This is a genomic window from Halalkalirubrum salinum (genome assembly GCF_005543295.1).
Taxonomy (GTDB): Archaea; Halobacteriota; Halobacteria; order Halobacteriales; family Haloferacaceae; genus Halalkalirubrum; species Halalkalirubrum salinum.
Window position 1 is genome coordinate 16,610 of the sequence record NZ_SRSG01000004.1, and the last position, 18,772, is coordinate 35,381.

At 58.7% G+C, this 18,772-nt stretch carries 24 protein-coding genes and 1 tRNA gene; 13 read left to right on the plus strand and 12 right to left on the minus strand.

The window, feature by feature from the left end:
• The first annotated feature begins 48 nt into the window (after positions 1-48).
• Positions 49-348 carry a winged helix-turn-helix transcriptional regulator gene (locus tag E5K03_RS01165; protein WP_240729910.1) on the plus strand — a complete coding sequence of 100 codons (300 nt, stop codon included), beginning with the start codon at positions 49-51 and terminating at the stop codon, positions 346-348.
• A 48-nt stretch (positions 349-396) separates the two neighbouring features.
• Here the strand turns inward: E5K03_RS01165 and E5K03_RS01170 are convergent, their stop codons facing one another.
• Both E5K03_RS01170 and E5K03_RS01175 read right to left on the minus strand, forming a co-directional pair.
• Positions 397-816: a Rieske (2Fe-2S) protein gene (locus tag E5K03_RS01170; protein ID WP_138004551.1), complete on the minus strand. Its 420-nt coding sequence runs from the start codon at positions 814-816 to the stop codon at positions 397-399.
• A 40-nt stretch (positions 817-856) separates the two neighbouring features.
• Complete coding sequence (locus E5K03_RS01175) at positions 857-1,066, minus strand: PLDc N-terminal domain-containing protein (protein WP_138004552.1); 210 nt, start codon at positions 1,064-1,066, stop codon at positions 857-859.
• Between the two features lie 140 nt (positions 1,067-1,206).
• Between E5K03_RS01175 and E5K03_RS01180 the strand changes: the two genes are divergently transcribed.
• The 6 genes from E5K03_RS01180 (at position 1,207) to E5K03_RS01205 (ending at position 5,822) form a co-directional block, all read left to right on the plus strand.
• Positions 1,207-1,785 (plus strand): hypothetical protein, encoded by a 579-nt coding sequence (locus E5K03_RS01180; protein WP_138004553.1) that lies wholly within the window; start codon positions 1,207-1,209, stop codon positions 1,783-1,785.
• Positions 1,782-2,414: a hypothetical protein gene (locus E5K03_RS01185; RefSeq protein WP_138004554.1), complete on the plus strand. Its 633-nt coding sequence runs from the start codon at positions 1,782-1,784 to the stop codon at positions 2,412-2,414. The genes E5K03_RS01180 and E5K03_RS01185 overlap by 4 nt, the downstream gene beginning before the upstream one ends.
• A gap of 143 nt (positions 2,415-2,557) precedes the next feature.
• The gene (locus tag E5K03_RS01190; RefSeq protein WP_138004555.1) at positions 2,558-3,475 is read left to right on the plus strand and encodes an extracellular solute-binding protein; all 918 of its coding nucleotides are present in this window, start codon (positions 2,558-2,560) and stop codon (positions 3,473-3,475) included.
• Complete coding sequence (locus tag E5K03_RS01195; RefSeq protein ID WP_138004556.1) at positions 3,472-4,290, plus strand: ABC transporter permease; 819 nt, start codon at positions 3,472-3,474, stop codon at positions 4,288-4,290. Before E5K03_RS01190 ends, E5K03_RS01195 begins: the two co-directional genes overlap by 4 nt.
• The gene (locus E5K03_RS01200; RefSeq protein ID WP_138004557.1) at positions 4,287-5,399 is read left to right on the plus strand and encodes an ABC transporter ATP-binding protein; all 1,113 of its coding nucleotides are present in this window, start codon (positions 4,287-4,289) and stop codon (positions 5,397-5,399) included. The genes E5K03_RS01195 and E5K03_RS01200 overlap by 4 nt, the downstream gene beginning before the upstream one ends.
• Before the next feature lie 129 nt (positions 5,400-5,528).
• Positions 5,529-5,822 (plus strand): DUF7565 family protein, encoded by a 294-nt coding sequence (locus E5K03_RS01205; RefSeq protein WP_138004558.1) that lies wholly within the window; start codon positions 5,529-5,531, stop codon positions 5,820-5,822.
• 7 nt (positions 5,823-5,829) lie between these two features.
• Here the strand turns inward: E5K03_RS01205 and E5K03_RS01210 are convergent, their stop codons facing one another.
• From E5K03_RS01210 to E5K03_RS01225, 4 genes are all read right to left on the minus strand, one after another.
• Positions 5,830-6,267, minus strand: coding sequence for a transcription elongation factor Spt5 (locus E5K03_RS01210; RefSeq protein WP_138004559.1), 438 nt, complete (start codon positions 6,265-6,267; stop codon positions 5,830-5,832).
• Complete coding sequence (locus E5K03_RS01215; protein ID WP_137199170.1) at positions 6,267-6,440, minus strand: protein translocase SEC61 complex subunit gamma; 174 nt, start codon at positions 6,438-6,440, stop codon at positions 6,267-6,269. Before E5K03_RS01215 ends, E5K03_RS01210 begins: the two co-directional genes overlap by 1 nt.
• Positions 6,441-6,519: 79 nt before the next feature.
• Positions 6,520-7,668 (minus strand): cell division protein FtsZ, encoded by a 1,149-nt coding sequence (gene ftsZ, locus E5K03_RS01220; protein ID WP_138004560.1) that lies wholly within the window; start codon positions 7,666-7,668, stop codon positions 6,520-6,522.
• 98 nt (positions 7,669-7,766) lie between these two features.
• Positions 7,767-9,188 (minus strand): D-aminoacyl-tRNA deacylase, encoded by a 1,422-nt coding sequence (locus tag E5K03_RS01225; protein ID WP_138004561.1) that lies wholly within the window; start codon positions 9,186-9,188, stop codon positions 7,767-7,769.
• A 66-nt stretch (positions 9,189-9,254) separates the two neighbouring features.
• On the opposite strand from E5K03_RS01225, the gene E5K03_RS01230 reads away from it, so the two are divergent.
• From E5K03_RS01230 to E5K03_RS01250, 5 genes are all read left to right on the plus strand, one after another.
• Positions 9,255-10,055, plus strand: a complete 801-nt coding sequence (locus tag E5K03_RS01230) for a shikimate dehydrogenase (RefSeq protein WP_138004562.1) — start codon at positions 9,255-9,257, stop codon at positions 10,053-10,055.
• A gap of 105 nt (positions 10,056-10,160) precedes the next feature.
• Positions 10,161-11,039, plus strand: a complete 879-nt coding sequence (locus tag E5K03_RS01235; RefSeq protein ID WP_138004563.1) for a helix-hairpin-helix domain-containing protein — start codon at positions 10,161-10,163, stop codon at positions 11,037-11,039.
• A gap of 101 nt (positions 11,040-11,140) precedes the next feature.
• Complete coding sequence (locus E5K03_RS01240) at positions 11,141-12,712, plus strand: anthranilate synthase component I family protein (protein ID WP_138004564.1); 1,572 nt, start codon at positions 11,141-11,143, stop codon at positions 12,710-12,712.
• On the plus strand, positions 12,709-13,386 hold the full coding sequence (locus E5K03_RS01245; RefSeq protein ID WP_138004565.1) for an anthranilate synthase component II: 678 nt from the start codon (positions 12,709-12,711) through the stop codon (positions 13,384-13,386). The genes E5K03_RS01240 and E5K03_RS01245 overlap by 4 nt, the downstream gene beginning before the upstream one ends.
• A complete protein-coding gene (locus tag E5K03_RS01250) occupies positions 13,379-14,314 on the plus strand; it encodes an aminotransferase class IV (RefSeq protein WP_138004566.1) in 936 nt (311 codons plus the stop codon). The genes E5K03_RS01245 and E5K03_RS01250 overlap by 8 nt, the downstream gene beginning before the upstream one ends.
• On the opposite strand, the gene E5K03_RS01255 is transcribed toward E5K03_RS01250, so the two are convergent.
• From E5K03_RS01255 to E5K03_RS01270, 4 genes are all read right to left on the minus strand, one after another.
• Positions 14,275-15,234, minus strand: a complete 960-nt coding sequence (locus tag E5K03_RS01255) for a phosphotransferase family protein (protein WP_171006564.1) — start codon at positions 15,232-15,234, stop codon at positions 14,275-14,277. The genes E5K03_RS01250 and E5K03_RS01255 overlap by 40 nt on opposite strands.
• Complete coding sequence (locus E5K03_RS01260; RefSeq protein ID WP_138004568.1) at positions 15,231-15,902, minus strand: HAD family hydrolase; 672 nt, start codon at positions 15,900-15,902, stop codon at positions 15,231-15,233. The genes E5K03_RS01255 and E5K03_RS01260 overlap by 4 nt, the downstream gene beginning before the upstream one ends.
• A gap of 249 nt (positions 15,903-16,151) precedes the next feature.
• A tRNA-Met gene (locus tag E5K03_RS01265) sits at positions 16,152-16,226 on the minus strand.
• 102 nt (positions 16,227-16,328) lie between these two features.
• Entirely contained in the window at positions 16,329-16,589 is a 261-nt protein-coding gene (locus E5K03_RS01270) for a CDGSH iron-sulfur domain-containing protein (RefSeq protein WP_138004569.1), read from the minus strand.
• Positions 16,590-16,668: 79 nt separating this feature from the next.
• Between E5K03_RS01270 and E5K03_RS01275 the strand changes: the two genes are divergently transcribed.
• Entirely contained in the window at positions 16,669-17,460 is a 792-nt protein-coding gene (locus E5K03_RS01275) for a VOC family protein (protein WP_138004570.1), read from the plus strand.
• A 59-nt stretch (positions 17,461-17,519) separates the two neighbouring features.
• Here E5K03_RS01275 and E5K03_RS01280 read toward each other — a convergent pair whose 3' ends face one another.
• Together E5K03_RS01280 and E5K03_RS01285 are read right to left on the minus strand one after the other, a co-directional pair.
• Complete coding sequence (locus E5K03_RS01280) at positions 17,520-18,077, minus strand: TATA-box-binding protein (RefSeq protein WP_137199144.1); 558 nt, start codon at positions 18,075-18,077, stop codon at positions 17,520-17,522.
• A gap of 245 nt (positions 18,078-18,322) precedes the next feature.
• The gene (locus tag E5K03_RS01285; RefSeq protein ID WP_138004571.1) at positions 18,323-18,748 is read right to left on the minus strand and encodes a universal stress protein; all 426 of its coding nucleotides are present in this window, start codon (positions 18,746-18,748) and stop codon (positions 18,323-18,325) included.
• Positions 18,749-18,772 lie beyond the last annotated feature (24 nt).

The following is an 18,772-nucleotide window of genomic DNA, read 5'->3' on the forward strand; positions in this document are numbered from 1 at the left end:
TACAATTACCACGTACCGGTTGTGCAAATACCACGTACAACCGCGTTAATGGTATCATTCCAGCCAAACTCCATAGCATACATGATGCGCGACAAGATACACAACCTCCCCCCAAGCGCAAAACTTGTCTTCAAGATCCTCGAGTGGAACGGCGGGATGACACAGAAAGCCCTGGCCGAAGAGTCGCTTCTCGCGCCACGGACTGTTCGAAGCGCGCTTGACGATCTTTCGTCGATCGATGCAGTCACCGAAGACGTCTACATTCCTGACGCGCGAAAACGGGTGTACTCGCTTCGATCGGAGTTCAGCGATGCGACGACGAACGGTGAACCCGAAATTCGAAACTGAGCGGTCACTCTTTGGGTCGGTCAGCGTAAACGCGTACCGGAGTCCGTCTCAGAACGTCAGGTGTGAGGAGGACCCCGGCATGTCGTCATCGTCGTCGTCGATCCCGCCGTCGTGGGCATATGTGTAGCCACGATCCGTCAGGTACACCGTTTCATCCTCGACAGCTACGTCAACAGCGACGAGCGTCGACCCGGCTGCTTTTCCATTGTCACAGTGGCCCGAACAGCTATCGAACATCGAGCCGTGTTTCGGGCAGATGATTTCGCCGTCACGAATGGCCGCGCCGCGGCCCCGATCGAGGCGCTGGTCGGTTTCGTGTTGACAGAAGTTGAGCCACCCTTCTACGCCGTCCTCGCACCGAACGAGGATCGCCTCTTCGGCCTCGCCGCGGGGTGATCGGACTGTAAAGAGGTACGAGCCGTTGTCGGGCACCGCGTCAACTGATGTGATTTCGCTCCCGTCGGTCATCGGTTCGGTTTTAGACCGAGTAGACAAAACGGTTCGGCGATCAGTTTCGGCCGAGCAGGAAATACAGGACGATCCCGAGAATTGGTGCGAGGAAAACGACGATCGCCCACAGGAACGCCGGCTGGTCGCTTCGTTTCTGCGCGTCAGTGTAGGTCCACCAGATCAGCGCGATCTGTGCCACGAGGATCAATAGGCCGAACAGCCCAGCAATCGCGTTTGCACCGGCCTGTAAGGCTACTAAGGGGAACATCTGTGAACACACTGACTCAACTATGAAATAAAAGGGTTATGAAGGGGATATTGGACGGCACCTAAATTCGCGTGAATTTCGACTAACTCGGGCAAACGAAGTCGACCCACTAAGTGCTCAGGCAGTCAACTGCCAATCGCATGACGCCTAATTCGAACCCCCCACCGAAAGACGACCAATACGAGAATATTAAATCGACGAGTAAGCTGTTCCTCTCGGCGATCGCACTCGCATTTGTCGTCTACTTGATCACGCTGCTGCCGGGAACCCAGCAGTTGGTCCCGCTGACACCCGTCCCGTTTGCCGCGATAATCACGGCGATCGTCACGCTCAGCATCGTCGGCGCGTTGCTCATGGCCGCTTCGTCGATCGCCTCAATTGTTCAGTCCACGATCGGCTCGCCGCAAGCCGTCGGTGAGAACGCCGCGTCGGTGGCGTACTGGCTCGTCATTCTGACGGCGATCGGCCTCGCGCATCGCGGGCTCTCAGCCATTGTACTGCCATACCTTGAGGGACTGTACTGGACGTACGACGCCGCCTTCTTACTCCTCTCGATCACGGCCCTCGTTGCTATCGCTGTGCGGCTGTTTGCCGCGATCGACCCAAGCGCCGAACTGATCGCGCGGTCGGTCGTCGGCGAGCCCGATCGCACCGGTCGTGACCAATCCCAGACGACCGCGCAAAACGACGCGAGCGGTTCGAAGGAGGACACCGCATGAGTGCGACCGAGCGGTCTGAAGCGTCCGATTCATCTCGCGTCTCTGAGGATAGTGAGATGCCGATCGTCGCCGGTGTTGCAGCCGGACTTGTGGCGTGGCTCGGTGGATACGTATTCACGTACGTGGTTGCTGCCGATGAGATCAGAAACTCAGGGCTGAATCGGATCGTTGAGGCGCTGTCCGGCGACGCCGCGACCTACGAGATCGTCGGCTGGGTGTTTTATAACGCACACTTCGTCGACACTGTCTTCCAGAATCTCCCGATCGTGGGGAGTGTCACCGCCAACTACGTCGGTGGCGAGGACGGGTTCACGGCTGCGTTGTACGCGATCCCGATCGCCCTCCTGTGTCTCGGTGGTGCCGCGACGGCGGCGTACACCCACGCGGCCGATGCCACGTCGGGAATCCGTGCCGGAGTCGTGCTGGTGCCGGGATACCTGGTCGCTACAGTAGCTGGTGTGTTCCTGTTTGAGGTGACTACCGGGTCGGCTACGGCCGGTCCGGACCAGCTCGCGGCGATCGTGCTCGCAGGGATTGTGTACCCGGTCGTCTTTGGATCGATCGGCGGTGCGGCCGTCGGCTGGTATCTCGGTCGCCAGCGCAATCAGAACTCAACGACTAACCAATAGTGATCGCATTCCCCCGGTGTTCACCCGCAATTAGAAACCAAATTTAATTATATTCTCACCATGTTGTAATCGTATTAGATTATATGAGTCTGTAGTCCAGATACACTTCTATGCGTCTCGTTGGGGATCAGGGCCGAGCCAAAATGAGCCGTCGTGCAGCCCTCCTCACAGCGGGTGGATTTGTTGGAACCAGTCTTGCTGGCTGTTTAGCGGGCAGCTCTGGCCCGGTGAGTGTATTGTCGGCCGGAAGCCTCGCACATACGTTTGAAAACTACGTCGGACCAGCATTTAAAGATAAAACCGGGATCGAGGTTCAAGGAGAGTATTACGGAGCCAATGCCGTGATGCGGATGGTCGAAGATCAAACGAAACATCCTGACGTTATCGTAAGCGCCGACGCAACGCTCCTTCGGGACCGGTTATACGGTGAGTTCACCGACTGGGATATTGAGTTTGCTACGAACAGCCTCGGTATCGGGTATAATGAAGAGACGGGGTTCGGACGGGGACTCGATCGCGGTGAGCCCTGGTACAAACTGGCGCTTGAAACGGACAACGGCGATATTTCAATTGGGGACCCCGACCTCGATCCGCTCGGCTATCGCGCTGTCCAAGCGTTCAAACTCGCAGAAAACGAACACAACCTCGACAGATTTCAAGACAAGATGATGGATCTTGTTTACGAGGAACCCGAAGAACCACAGATGATGGCTGGCGTGGAAACAGGATCTCGGGCTGGGGCAATCGTCTATCATAACATGGCGGTCGATCACGACATGCCATTCTTTGAGTTCCCCCAGGCGTATAATTTCGCCCAGCCTGAGTTAGCTGACCATTATGCAACGGTTGAGTTCACGACGGATGAAGAAGAATACACCGTAGAAGGGAGACCAATATTATACAACGCCACAGTAAATCAAGAGGCCGACAACCCTGATGCTGGCCGTGAACTCGTCCAGTTTCTTCTCGACGAATCAGCTTTGCTCGTCGATGCTGGGCTGACAGTCGGAGATAACTTACCTCGTCCAGAAGGAGACGTTCCAGCGGAGATCAGCATATGAGCCTCATCAGCCGCTCTCGAAGTCAGCAATCAGACCGACTGCCAGAACTGCTTATTCCTGCGCTTTTGGGTGCGCTTGTCTTGATCTATTTTGCTATCCCATTCGTCGCATTTCTCGCACGGACTGGCGCAGCAAACACCATCACAGAGTTGTCTACGCCGAAAGCGCAGGTAGCTATTCGAAACTCGCTGCTTACGGCTCCGATTTCAACACTCATTGCAACCGTTTTTGGCGTCCCGCTCGCGTACGTCCTCGCTCGAACGTCGTTTGTCGGCAAACGGTTCATTGAAGCGCTCGTAATCTTGCCGCTTATAATACCACCTGTCGTCGGTGGGGCGATGATTCTCACTGCTATCGGCCGGTTCACTCCGATCGGTTCTGCGGCGGCAGCTATCGGTATCTCACTCACTAACAGTCTGATCGGGGTGGTCCTCGCACAGACGTTTGTCGCCGCTCCGTTCGTGATCATTACCGCCCGTGCTGGATTCGGTGCGGTCGACGAACGATTAGAGCACGCCTCCAGATCGCTCGGTTACGGACCACTTTCGACATTCTGGAACGTTTCACTCCCGCTCGCTCGCGGCGCAATCATCGCGGGTATCATCCTTACGTTTGCACGAGCGATCGGGGAGTTTGGGGCGACAATGATGGTCGCGTACAATCCTCGAACGATGCCGACCCGCATTTGGGTTGATTTTATCGCCGGGGGAATCGATGCGATCGTTCCGCTGGCACTGGCACTTCTTGGAATTACGCTTGTGGTCCTCACCGCAGTGCAATGGTTCGGTCGCGTCCCGACAGTGATCGACCAATGATCCTTGAACTCGACCGGCTTACACACCGATACGGTGATGAATTGGTAATTGAGGACGTCTCGTTCGGACTCAACAAAGGCGAACTTGTCGCCCTGCTCGGTCCAAGCGGTTGTGGGAAGACGACAATCGTGCAGACGATCGCCGGTCACGTCCAACCGACTGCCGGACAGGTATTACTCCGTGATCGGGACGTGACAAGAGAGCCCCCTGAAAATCGCCATGTGGGGGTTGTGTTTCAGCAATCGACGCTGTACCCACATATGACCGTCAGCAAGAACGTCGCCTATGGTCTCAAGGCCCGTGGCATTGAACCGAACCAGTTGGACGAACGAGTGAGCCAGTATCTCGAACTCGTTGATCTCTCTGAGCAAAGGACGGCGTACCCATCAGAACTGAGTGGCGGTCAACAACGTCGGGTCGAGTTGGCTCGAGCCTTAGCCCCAGAGCCAGACGTCTTGTTACTCGACGAACCGCTGTCCGCACTCGACCGCCAGTTACGTACACAACTACGCGAGGAGATTGCACGCATACAAAACAAGACTGGTGTGACGACCCTATTTGTCACTCACGATCAAGAAGAGGCGATGGCACTTGCCGATCGACTCATTGTGATAAACGACGGCCACGTCTCAGGGTCTGGCACGCCTCGGACGCTATATGAATCTCCGCCAACCCCGTTCGTCGCGTCATTCCTTGGTCGATCGAACGTCTTCCCGGCGGTAATTGCGTCTCAGCGGCCACTGACCCTCCGAGTAGGCCATCAAGAACTGGTCCTGCCCAATAGAGAAACAACTGCTTCAGTGGGAGCACGTGTTATGTGCCACGTCCGTCCACCCGACCTCGCATTGTCGTCCACCGGTCCAACCGGCGGTAATGATTTCGCACATTCACTCACTGGTGAAGTCGTGTCTGTCGCAGATGTTGGCTGCCGCTATGACGTGAGAATCAAAAGCATATCTGGCGATGCGTTCGTCGTAGAGGCGTCAAACTCTCCTCCGGAGCCTGGTGAGATGGTCACAGTTGAGCTGCCACGAGACCAAATCACGATATTCAAGTCGAAAAATCAGGACTATGATAGCACGATTGACGTACCTGAAACCGAATTGTAATTTCACAGTTGAGGAAAATCGCTACTGGTTCGTCAATATAACCGATCGTACACAAAACAACCATTGAATCGTCGGTATAACCGAACGAACACAAAAACGGTTATACCCCCGGCGGTCATCCCCACGAATATGCCCGGGTGGGAATGTGCGATCGGCGACTGTGAACGAGTTTTCGAGGACGGAGAATCGCTCATCCTCCACCAGGCGACAGAGCACGATCGTCACGAGTGTAAAGTCTGCAACACGCTCACCTACGACGGCTACGTCGCGATCCGGCATGCGTTCGACGAACACACCCGTGCGCAGTTCGTTCGCGCGTACGACGCGGACTCCGCGGATGTTCGGCGACGAGAACAAATCAAACAGGTCGTCGAAGACGAGGTCGATCTTCGAGCAGTGTTCGCGGAATTACAGGACGAGTAGGAATCGATTACCGCTCGTCGCTGTCGAGGACCCGAATCTGATCCCCCCGAACGGTCACCGGAATCGGAACCGTTGCCTCGTAGAGTTCGACAGTCACCTGATCTTTGCCCTCGTCGATCCGCTGGACGCGGGCTTTCTCGCCCTGGAACGGCCCGGCGATGAGTTCGACAATATCGCCCTCGGCGATCCCTTCGACGTCGGGAGTCGGCGAGAGGAAGTGTTCAACCTCCGTGAGCGAGGAGTTCCCGGGGACGATCGTCCGGGCGTGGGGGATCTCTTCGAGGATGCGCTCTAACACCGCGGTGTTGTCTGCCTCGACCATGACGTAGCTCGTCAGCTGGTCGGGTGCGAGGATCGCGTGTACCTCGTCCTCTTCTCGGCTCGCGATCATGTCCGCGACCGTCTGTTCCTGGCTCGCGGTGGTTTTGACGGCGAACAGGCCCATCAGAACCCTCCGGGCAAGACGCTCATGATTGCGAAGATCACGAAGCCGATGAAGCCGACGAGGAAGATCCCGGCGGCGGCGATCTTCGATACCTGCGAGAACTCCTCCCAGGTGGGCGTACTTGCCAGTTTGAGAACCCGAATGTAGCTGTTGAGATCGTACGGAACGTCCATATTGGCCGATCGTTCGGCGTCCGGGCTTTTTTAGTTGTTGATTTGCCCGGTCCGAGGCCAGTATATCAATCTGTGAAAATTATTCGACGTAGTCGATATCCTCATCGTCGGCCTGTGCCACTTTCGCCTGCATCGCCTCGCTGCGGCCGTAGATCTGCGGGGACTCGACGCCGGTCACGACGATCATCGTCCGCATCTTGCCTTCGAGTTCGTCGTCGATCGACGTTCCCCAAATAATTCGAGCGTCAGGGTCGATCCGGTCGTAGATCTCCTCGACAACGCCTTCGGCCTCGCCGATCGCCATGTCGTTGCCACCGGTGACATTCACGAGCGCGGAGTTTGCCCCAGAGATGTCGACATCCAAAAGCGGCGATCGGAGCGCGCTCTTGACCGACTCTTGGGCCTTCGAGTCGGTATCGGACTCTCCAAGGCCGATCATCGCCACGCCGCCTTTTTCCATCACGGTCCGAACGTCCGCGAAGTCGAGGTTGACGAGGCCCGGGCGGGTGATGAGTTCGGTGATCCCTTTGACCGATCGCATGAGCACCTCGTCGCTCACTTTGAACGCCTGCCGGACGGGGAGTTTGCCGACCGCGTCGAGGAGGCGATCGTTTGGGACGACGATCACGGTGTCGCTCACGTCACGGAGGCGTTCGAGCCCCGCTTCGGCGTTCGTCCGGCGAACCTCTCCCTCGGCAGTGAACGGCGTCGTAACGATCGCGATCGTGAGCGCGCCCGACTCGCGGGCGGCTTTTGCGACGACAGGCGCAGAGCCGGTTCCAGTCCCACCGCCGAGGCCTGCGGTGACGAACACCATATCCGAGCCCTCAATTGCGTCGTAGATCTCCTCTTGGGACTCGATCGCCGCCTCTTCGCCGACCTGCGGAAGCGATCCTGCACCGCGACCCTGGGTCTTTTGTTGGCCCATCAAAATCTTCGTGTCCGCTTCGATCTCGACGAGGTGCTGAACATCGGTATTCGCGGCGACAAGCTTTGCCCCTGTAATTCCCTCTTCGAACATCCGGTTGACGGTGTTTCCACCGGCTCCACCGCAGCCAACGACAGTGATATCAGTTTGCAGATCCGCTAAAACGTCGCGTAGTTCGTCGTCGGTCATCGTTCCCGTTGGGGAGGGCGCTGCGTTCTGGCCGGAGGTGTCGAACCCTTCGGCCGACCCTTCCGGTGTTTCTTCGGCTTCTTCGATCGCATCCTCGACGATAGAATCCATAGTATGCAACAGGATTACTGACCAAGCCTATTTACCTTTCCCCTTCGTCATACCTCCGTCTGACACACTCACAGAGACGTTCTCAGCGGTTTACCGACTCAACAGTTCTCGGTTGTCGACGGGATGGGGAAGCGATCGACCTGTTCTGTCGTCACTGCCGTGGGGTCGATCGTTCGTCCGTCAACCTCAACGGATTGTCCCGCGGCGAGCTTGCCAAATGCTGGGCCTTCAGGGATTCCAAGCGTCTCTGCGAGCGATGGATCGAAGCCAGTTGTCCGCGCGATCACCGTCTCGCCGTCATCGCCGTCCTCGCTGTCCTCACCGCCGCGTTCGATCGAGTCGTACTTCGGTTCGAGCACGCCCATCAGCTCGTCGACGATCGCGTCGTAGTGTTCGTTTGGAGTGTCCTCACTGTCTTTGGTCGGAATCGCAACTCTATCTGTCGGTTTGGTTGCGCCCTCTGTGGTCTCAAAGGCGACCGCGTTCGTCTTGACGGCCTGGTAGGTCGCGTTGAGATCGACGCCGCTGGCAGCCGCAACCAGCTCGGCTGGCAGTGGCCAGATATCGACTGCATCCGCAGATTCTACGCTGACGTCGCCGAATCGGAGACCGTTGTCGATCGGCGAGAGTTCTGACTCCAGTTCCGAAACGAGTTCAAGCGATCGATCGCCGACCGTTCGAACCCAGGTTTCAGAGACGACGTGATAGCCGAGGTCCTCGATTGTTGCCGTCAGGGCAGGTTTCGTTCCTTCGACGATGGCGTGTTCGGCGTTGCTTTGTTCGAATGCGCGCTCGATCACCTCTGGGTTTTCCTCGACGGGCCCCATCGCTTCGAGCTGCCAATCGGCACCGATGTGGCCGACAGCCCAGTCGGTGTCGGTCACAATTCGGGTAAACCTCGGGGCGTAGTGGCCGCCGCCGAAACCGACGACGTGTCTGGGGGTGGCGGTGTCGTCAAAGCGATCGGCCGGCGTCCTGCCAACAGCAAGCACCGCGCGAGCGACGGCCTCTGCGGCGTCTGGGTCGCGCCACTGGGGCTCGTCGCTGCCCACCTCTGCGAACAACGACGGGACTGACAGCTCCGAAGGTCCGTGGTGGGTACACTCGATCCCGAGATCGTAGTCTTCCGGCGCGAATCGATCGAATGCGTCGACGATCGCCTTCTGGGTGTTCGGTGCCGCCCGTGTGAGTCCGCCGTCGGTGCCGCCGTACTCAGCAGCACCGAAGTTGCCCGTCACGTGTGCGGTGAGGAGTTTGCCGGTGTTGCCGGCGTGTCTCGAGACGAAAATAATGCACTCGAGCGCTTCGGGCGCTGCAAACGCTGGTGTGGGGTCTCCGAGGTAGATGTGTAGCTCCTCGAACGTTCGCAGCTCGAAGCCCGGTGTGGTGTAGTACGTTCCGCCGCCGCGATCGTCGGGGGTGTCTGTGTCCTCGTGTTCGGTCCACGACCTCACCTCGAGTAGTTTCTCGCCGATGTGCGTGGAGGCGTGGTCTGCGTTGCTGACGACGATTCCGATCACAGCCAATAAAACGCGATCTACGCTCGAATAGCCACCGTTTTTGATCCGCTGTGTGGACGTACCGATATGGATGTTTACGGACTGATCGGCAACCCAGTTGGCCATTCGCTCTCGCCACCGATGCACGAGGCGGCCTACGAGGCGCTTGGGATCGACGCGCGATACGTCACATTCGAGCCGGCAATCGGCTCGGCTCCAGAGGCGGTATCTGCGGCCGAAACACTCGGAGTCGCGGGACTGAACGTCACCGTCCCGTTCAAACAGGACGTTCTGGACGTGGTTTCCCCCGAGCCGCTCGCCGAACGGATTGGTGCGGTGAACACGATCGACTTCACCGGCGAGACCCCGCAGGGATACAACACCGACGCAATCGGCGTCACGCGGTCGTTTGAACACCACGGCGTGTCGATCGACGGCCGGGACGCGGTCGTCGTCGGGGCCGGGGGCGCAGGCCGAGCGGCCGCGTTCGCGCTCGCAGACGCCGGGGCGTCCGTTCACATTGCGAACCGAACTGAGTCGCGGGCGATCGACCTCGCAGCGGCGGTTCCGGGGGCATCTGCCGGTGGGCTGGACACCCTTTCTGAGCGCGTTCCGACAGCCGATATTCTCGTCAACGCGACGAGCGTTGGCATGGAGAGTGACGAGACACCGGTGCCTGCGGGGGTGCTTCACGACGATTTGACCGTCCTCGACGCGGTTTACGCCCCGCTGGAGACCAGGTTGCTCCGTGAGGCGAGCGATGCGGGTGCGGAGACGATCGACGGTGCGTGGATGCTCCTGTTTCAGGGTGTGGCTGCGTTCGAGATCTGGAGCGGCGAGGATGGTCCCGTTGACGCGATGAACGAGGCGCTGCGATCGCGGCTCTGAGCGAACACGATCCATTGCAGCTATCTGGCGGCCGAGCAGAACCGCCCGGGTGGCCAATCGATGGGTGATTCATTTTTATATACCGCCCCATCGTATCAGAATTCAATGAGTCTGCTGCAGAAGCTAAAATCGATCCTTGGACTCGATTCTGGGGAGGCTGCTGAGAGAGACGAGACGACCGTTACCGTCGAACACGACGCCGAAACAACAGGAACTGCCGACGAACCGGCAGCGACTACGGCTGAATCTGAGGCGGCCGACAGCGAGTCCGGGGCGGACGACGAGCCGATCGCCACAGAGACCGAGGCAGCCGCCTCGACTGGCTCACTGGTTGAAGAGCCCGACGAGCCCGAGGACGCTGCTGAGCCCGCTGAAGCGGCAGGTCCGGAGAGCGACGATCTGTCGCTCTCTGAGGACGACGAAGACGACGACGCGGATGCGAAACCAGACGTCTCTACGGATCAAGATACTGACGTCTCTACGGATGAAGACACTGACGTGTCCGAGGATGTAGATACGACTGAAGCTGAAAGCGACGACGACGCGATTGAAGACGAAAGCGACGACGACGCGATTGAAGACGAAAGCGACGACGACGCGGTTGAAGACGAAAGCGACGACGACGCGGTTGAAGACGAAAGCGACGACGACGCGGTTGAAGACGAAAGCGACGACGACGCGGTTGAAGACGAAAACGATGAGACGGTTGAAGACGAAAGCGACGACGACGCGGTTGAAGACGAAAGCGACGACGACGCGGTTGAAGACGAAAACGATGAGACGGTTGAAGATGACAGCAAAGACGAAGAGACATCAGTCGACACGATCAAGGGAATTGGCCCTGCGTACGCTGATCGACTCGCAGACGCCGACGTGCACACTGTCACAGAACTCGCTACCTCTGACGCTAACACGCTCGCGGATGAAATCGACGTCTCCGAGAAGATCGTCAGCACATGGATCGAACGGGCAGAAAACGAGTAGCGACCGACACGTACCAAACCCGGAGCGATAGACACGTGAATATATACCACGGGAATATGCCACCGCGAAACTGTTAGGCGTTCTGCGATGATAGGAAGGGTATGAGTCGCACCACCGTCGTCACCGATCGATCGGAATTCCGATCGGTCGCCGACGACGTCACCGTAGGAACAAGAGTCCCAATCGAGGTTGAAACTGTCGTCGACGATCCGTTTTCGGCGTACCGTCGCGCACGCGAGGGCCCGGGCGGTGTCTTTCTCGAAACGACTGGCGGACAGGACGGTTGGGGATACTTTGGTGTCGATCCGATCGATCGGCTCACCGTGAGTGCAACAGCGGCCGTCTGGGAGGCGGCCGCTGACGACGCCGGAACCCACGGCGACTATCGCCGACTCACCCCGTCGCTCGAAGCGCTGGAGGGATTTCTTGCAACCGAGGCGGTCGATCGATCGACGACAGCGGTCCCCTACCCGTGTGGCGCGATCGGCTGGCTTTCCTACGATATTGCTCGCGAACTGGAAGACTTACCCGAGACAGCCGTCGACGATCGATCGATCCCACGGGTGGCTGTCGCGAAGTTCGATCAGCTGGTCGCGTGGCACACAGATGATGTCGGCGAAGAGACTCGGGTTCTGGTGACCGTCTGTCCAGTGATCGACGCCGAGACCGACGCAGACGAGGTCTACGAGGCGGCGATCGATCGCGCTGAATCGCTCGTCGGCCGACTCCACGAGGGAGATCCGTCAGTTGGGTCCGCGCCTGTCGAGGCCGAAACCGCAGAGTTCGAAAGCGATACCGGCAGAGAGGCGTTCGCCGATCGCGTCCGCCGCGTCAAAGAATACATCCGCGACGGCGACACCTTCCAGGCAAACATCTCCCAGCGACTCGTCGCGCCGGCGGCGGTGCATCCTGTCGAGGCGTACAACGCCCTTCGGACAGTAAACCCCGCGCCGTACTCCGCGCTGGTTGAATTCTCAGGCCGGGCGTCTGCTGCCGACGGCGATCGCTGGAGCGGGACCGACCTCGTTAGCGCCAGCCCGGAACTGCTGATTGAACGCGACGCGGACCGGATCGTGACCGAACCGATCGCCGGCACGCGTCCCCGAGGAGAGACCCCCGAAGCCGACGAGCGGCTCGAAGCAGACCTCCTGAACGACGAGAAAGAGCGAGCCGAACACGCCATGTTGGTCGATCTCGAACGCAACGACCTCGGGAAGATCTGTGCGTACGGCTCGGTCGACGTCAAGGAGTATCGCCGAATCGATCGCTACTCGGAGGTCATGCACCTCGTGTCCCTCGTCGAGGGCCAGCTCGCACCAGCGTACTCGCTGGCGGATGCGATCGCCGCGGCGTTCCCTGGCGGGACGATCACTGGTGCACCCAAGCCACGGACCATGGAGATCATCGACGAGATGGAAACGACTCAGCGAGGCCCCTACACCGGGGGCATTGGCATCTTCGGATTCGACGGGAATGCAACACTGAACATCATCATCCGAACGCTCACCCGCCACGACGAGGAGTACCACCTCCGCGTCGGCGCTGGCATCGTTCACGATTCTCTCCCGAACACTGAGTACGATGAGACGCTTGCGAAAGGCAAAGCACTCGTGACTGCGATCGACGAGGCGCTGTCTGATCAACGACTGACGATCGAGGAGGTGTCACAATGAGCACAGACCGCGCGGACGCAACCCAACACGCTATCGGGGGGCCTATTCCCGACACCGAACTCCTCGTGATTGACAACTACGACTCGTTCGCGTACAACCTCGTCCAGTACGTTGGCGAGTTCGCCGACAGCGTGACTGTCCGGCGCAATGACGCGGTGACCGTCGAAGACATTCGATCGCTTGACCCCGACGGCGTCGTGATCTCGCCGGGACCCGGAACGCCACAGGAGGCCGGCGTTTCGATCGCCACCTACGAGCTCAATCGGCCGATTCTGGGGGTGTGTCTGGGCCACCAGGCGCTGTGTGCCGCACGCGGATCGCGAGTCGGCCACGCACCCGATGTCGTCCACGGCAAGCCCTCGTTGATCAGCCACGACGGGCACGGGATCTTTGCGGGGCTTCCGCCACAGCTCAACGTTGGACGCTACCACTCACTGTGTGTCGATCGACCAGATCTTCCCGAAGAGCTGTACGAGACCGCACGAACCGAAGACGAACGCGAGGTCGTAATGGGTGTTCGCCACCGCGATCGTCCACACATTGGTGTCCAGTTCCACCCAGAGAGCATCCTCACAGATGCCGGGAAGCCGATGGTGCGAAACTTCATCGCGCTGTGTGCGACCTGGCGTGATCGACACGACCGCGGCGAGGAGTGGTCCTGGGAGCATGTCTGAGGACGGCCATTCAGACGAGCTTCAGTATCACGTCAATGGGGAGATCGTCCCGGCCGCCGAGGCAACTGTCTCAGTCCGAGATCGCGGCTTCATGTACGGCGATGGGGCCTTCGAGACGATGCGGGCGTACGGCGGATCGATATTCGCGTGGGAGGCACACGCCGATCGACTCGCCGAAACGTGTTCGATTCTCGGAGTTGACCACGGTCTCGATCGATCGGAACTCAAAGCCCGGATCGACAAGACGCTGGCCGCAAACAATCTCTCGGAGGCATACGTCAAACTCTCTGTCACCCGTGGCGTCCAGCCCGGGAAACTCACGCCAGATCCAGTCGTCGATCCGACCGTCGTCGTGTACGTGAGCCCGCTCGATCGCGGCGGTCGGGAAGGATCGTCTGTCTGGGACGGTCCAGCGACAATACAGACGGTGAAGACCAAGCGCATCCCAGACCAGGCCGTGCCGGCGCGGGCAAAAACCCACAACTACCTAAATGGCATTCTCGCCCGCCTCGAACTCCGGGTGAGCGACGCCGACGAGGCACTGATGCTCGATACGAACGGGAATGTCGCCGAGGGGGCGACGAGCAACCTCTTTTTTGTCGACGATCGCGCGCTCAAAACCCCATCACTCGACGGGCCGATCCTCCCTGGAATCACCCGACAGACAGTGATCGAACTGGCTGAATCGGAGGGGATCCCGGTCGAGACGGGTCGGTATCGACCTGACGATATCCGATCGGCTGACGAGGTCTTCGTGACCAACAGCACCTGGGAGCTTCGACCAGTCGATCGAGTCGACGGCATCGCGATCGATCCAGAAACCGACGGCCCTGGACCGGTGACAAAGCTATTGTCGGCGCTGTTCGACGACCGGATCGAACGCGAGTACTACGGCGACGAGAGCGCGTCGAAAAGCGACGCCCGGTGAAATTCGATTGCACGATCGCCGGTCCGCTCGGGGTACCCCGGTCGCGTAACGACGCCCTTGGAATCGACGGCAGCATGGGCAACAGCGGCGATCCGTTCGGCTTGAGTCGGGCGTACGTACCCTCGAACAGATCGGTATCCGTCACGAAACGCAACGGTGAGTCCGTCGATGTTTCCCCCGTACCATCGCGCGACCATGTGTTCGGTCTTGGCGATCGACAGCCCAACTGGCGCGGCGATCGGCCCACCCCAATCGAGCACCGCCACAATCTCACCGTCACGGACGATCGCGTTTCCGGGGCGAAGGTCCCACGGATACAATCTGATTGCATCGCTTGTGGGTCTCCCGTGCTCGACGGCATCGCGCGCTCGATCTGCAAGATCGTCAAATTGTGCTGGAAGCCGATCGATCCCTGCGATCGCGTGCGCTGACAGCCACCTTGCAGGCACGTCCCCATTCTGCACACGGATCTCGCTGGCATCGGAGGTCGTGAGCGAACCGCAGCGATCGAACACGAATACCTCGTGCAGCGAGGCGAGTATCTCACCCACCGATCGAGCGATCGACCGCCTCGTTGCTTCCGGGATCGATACAAAACGCTTGTGCAGATCATCACCTGGGATGTACTCCGTCACGAGGTATTGGCGTGTGTCGATCGTGGGTGCCGCGATCACTTCGGGAACGGGAACGGTGGTCTGTGCTGCAATTGCTCGCATAAGCGCGCCCTCCGTTTTGAGATCGTTTTGCCCGTCTGTTCCGGCGGGCGACGCCTGGACGACGACCGTCTGGCCGCTCGAAAGTGAGACAACGGTTGTGTCTTTGTGGTTTCCCTGCTCGGGTCGCTTGACGGATTCGATCGTAGCATCTGGGCCGATCGTGTTGAGGAGGCAGTTGAGGTCACTTCGCTGGGTTTCAGTCACAATTCGACGACCTCCACAAGCTCAGCGAGCGATCGGAGCACGTATTCGGGTCTGTACGGATCCGGGGGCTCACCCGCTGGTGCGTACCATGCCGACTGCATCCCACAGCCCTGTGCGCCGGCGATATCAAGTCGGAGAGAATTGCCGACATATAACGTGTTTGCAGCGTCGACATCGAGAGCCGACACTATTGTGTGAAACGGCTCGCCGTTCGGCTTCCGACGCGGGAGATCACCCGCGTAAACGATTGTTTCGAAGTACGGCTCGATGCCGAGCGCGTCAACTTTTGGCCGCTGTCTGTGTTCGGGGCCATTGGTGAGCAATCCGAGCGGGACCTCATTGGCGAGTCGATCGAGCACTGTCCGCGCATGTGGGGTAAATGACACCGCGCTCCGATCGACGGCACTGATAAATCCCTCAGCGAGCGCAAGGCCGTCGATCGGTGTCCGCCCCTCCTGTGCGGCGACCGTTACGAACCCCCCGGCGAGGTAGCCGCGTTCGTCGTCCGGTGGCGGCGAGCCATTGAGTGCGTCCCAGAGCTGATCCGGTGTGCCAAACCGATCGATGCCCGCAGCGGTGAACGTTGCTTCGTACAGTTGCTCTGCTGGCTGACTGTGTGTACAGAGCGTTCCGTCCAGATCAAACACGACAGCAGCGATCGGTGACACAGTATTAGTAAGTCGTAGACCTGCAAAACCCTCACGTCGAAACATACGTTCCCGGTAATCAGGCACAGCGCTGAACGATCAAGCGGAAAACGACGACGGCGACGATGGCCGATGTCAGTGATAGGATCACTGATACATGTTGGCGCTGGTGCAAACAAACAAGCACTAGTGATCGAAAGACAGTAGATTTGGGCGGACCGGTCTGGACGAAATTGAGTGACAACTCAGTTATTAGATGTGTGCAAAAAGTAGCGGGAGGTAGATTTGAACTACCGATCTCCGGGTTATGAGCCCGGCGGAATCTCCTGGCTATCCCATCCCGCTACATGAATCAACAGTGCTGGTACTGTTAAGGGTTATGATTCGATCGCTGTCTGTGATTTTTCCACGAGTGAGGAACTCACACACGGTCGCGCAATCGCTTGGTCAGTACTCCGCTTCGAACCGTTCTTCAGTTCCATCAGCGTAGACAATTCGATCGACGATCTGCCTCGATTTTTCTGTGTTGTGGTAGCGATACAAGTGATCGTCCGACTCGTCTGCAGTGCGATTGTGCGATCCATCACAGAACGGGTACGACTCTGAGAGGCCGCACATACAGATCGCAATATCGCCTTTCTCGTCGTCAATATCAGATTCGTCAAGGTAGCGCGGTCCGGTCGCGTCGTGATCGATGAGTCGTGGCATACGTGCCGTTACAATGCCGCGAAAGAAAACGATCGCCCTTCAATACGTTTTTGCAACGTGCGATCGATTGATGTATTGTATGACTGGCATTATTGATCACACGATGATTCGCGTCTCGGACCTCGAGGAATCGCTCGATTGGTACGGGACAAACCTCGGCTACGAGGAGAAAGATCGCTACGAGGGCGACGGCTTCACGATCGTCTACCTCGGGCCCGAGAACATGCACGAGGACGGCGCGTATCTCGAGTTGACCCACAACGAGGACGGCGATGACCTCGAAATCGGTGACGCGTGGGGCCACATCGCGGTTCGCGTCCCAGAAGACGAACTCCAGTCGTCGTACGAGGAGCTGATGGACAACGGCGTCGACGACTACCGCGATCCCGAATCCTGCGGGAACCGCTACGCGTTTGTCAAAGACCCCGATGGACACGAGATCGAGATCGTCAAGCGCGACTACGGCGAGAAATGGAGCATCGATCACACGATGATCCGCGTCGAAGATGCCGACGAGGCGCTCGGGTACTGGGTCCGAAAGTTCGACTACGTCGATGTTGGCCGGTGGGAGGCCGATACCTTCGCGAACTTCTTTGTCGAACCTGAGGACGCCCCAAAAGAGGCGATGAGCCTCGAACTCACCTACAATTACGACGGTCGCGAGTACACGATGGGCGACGCGTGGGGACACCTCTGTGTGCGTGTCGACGACCTCGAAGCAGACTGGGAGAACCTGATGCTTCGAGAAGCACCCGACTACCGCGATCCCGAGTCGTGTGATACTCTCTATGCGTTCACCAAAGACCAGGACGGCCACGAGATCGAGCTGCTTGAGCGCGATCCCGACGCTGCGTCGCTATTCCCGTTCTGATCTACTGATCGCGCTTCACAGTATTGTTTTTGAAACCGTTGTAGGTCGATTATTTCTGGCTACAGCAGGCCGAGATCGCTCAGCTTTCCGGCGACGGCTTCGACACCGCGTTCGGCATCCTCTGGCGTCTTCCCACCCGTGATGACGAGTTTGCCCGAGCCGAACATCAACACCACGACATTTGGATCCTCCATCCGGTAGACGAGTCCGGGGAACTGCTCGGGCTCGTATTCGACGGCTTCCAGCCCGAGGCCGATCGCGATTGCGTTGAGATTGAGCTGGGACCCAAGATCTGCGCCCGAGACGATGTTCTGGATGGTCAGATCTGGGGTGTCGGGAACGGGGATTCCGAGATCGCCGAGGCGCTCGAAGACGATCCCGACTGCTTCCTCGAGAGTCGCGATGCTGTTCGCGCCGGTACAGACGATCTTTCCGGAGCGGAAGATGAGCGCGGTCGCTTTCGGATCGTTCATCCGCAACACGAGGCCAGGGAAGTTTTCTTCGTCGTAGTTCGCCCCACTGAGGTCCATCGAAAGGGCCTCCAGATCCAGCTCTTGATCGATACCGGTCGATCCAACAACGTTCTGGATTTCGATCGAATCCGTGTAACTAGCCATTATATACCCCATATATATGAACTCGCATAAATATACCCTACTTGTCCCGACCAATAACTCAAATTATCGGAGATATTGTCCGGTAAATGGGCGCTCAACGGTCACTACGCGTCAAGTCTCATTGATCAGGTCACACCCGATCGATCTACCGGGCCGATCAGTAGATCGGGACGATACCAATATCTCAGTACTGGTCGGCCATCACTGCGATAGTGACGGAACGAACATTACGATGTCAACTCCGATCAACGGACAACAGTAACGGGAACTGACGCCCGGCGGGCAACTGTCTCGGCGACGCTTCCGAGAAGCACCCGCGCAGCCCCATCACGTCCCGTACTTCCCATGACGATCGCGGTGCAGTCGTGTTCGTCAGCGTATTTGACGATCTGATGGGGTGGCTGGCCGAACCGGATCGCCGTGGTAACGTCGAGGGCAGAATCGTCGATTCGATCTCGGCCAGTCTCGAACAGTTCTTCCGCGTAGCGGCGTTCGGCGGCAAAGACTTCATCTTCGACGATCGAGCCATCGCCGTGGTACGGATGATTTGTCGGCCCGGAAATAACGTACAATAGATGTACTTCTCTCGGGGAATAGGCTGAAATCGCGTACGCAAGCGCGTCCCATGCCGCCTCTGAGCCGTCGATCGGAAGTACCAGCCGTTCAGTCATGTCTAAGATCTCTGCGGCAAAGAA